Consider the following 422-nt stretch of genomic DNA (forward strand, 5'->3'; position numbering starts at 1 on the left):
ACTGCACATCCTGTTACAAATGGTGATGTTATTTGGGTAAGAACAATTTCTAACAAAAACTGCTATCGTATTTCTAGAGTAGAAATTATTGTTGGATTCTCTGCTGATGTTGCTTACAACACTCCTTTTGAAACTTGTGATGACTTTTTAGATGCAGATGGAAATGATAATGCTAATAATGATGATACTGATGGAATTACTACATTTAATATCAGTTCTGTTGTTAACGATGTAAAAGCTTTATTCCCTGCTGCAATACGTCCTAACTTAAATGTTTTAATTTTTGAAACTATTGCGGATAGAGATGCGGTGTTAAATGCTATCCCTGATTTAACTAACTATAGAAACAAAAATGTTCCTGCTCAAACTCCACAACCTTTATACATTAAAATTATTAATACGGTTAATAATGATTGTACAGG

General features: G+C 31.8%; 1 protein-coding gene. It reads left to right on the top strand.

The genetic code is table 11. The annotated features are described in order from the left end of the window. The coding region (locus tag F7018_RS18640) for a hypothetical protein (protein ID WP_175578783.1) at window positions 1–422 on the top strand (422 nt) is incomplete at both ends.

The sequence above is a fragment of the Tenacibaculum aiptasiae genome (assembly GCF_008806755.1).
In the GTDB taxonomy this organism is placed as follows: Bacteria; Bacteroidota; Bacteroidia; order Flavobacteriales; family Flavobacteriaceae; genus Polaribacter; species Polaribacter aiptasiae.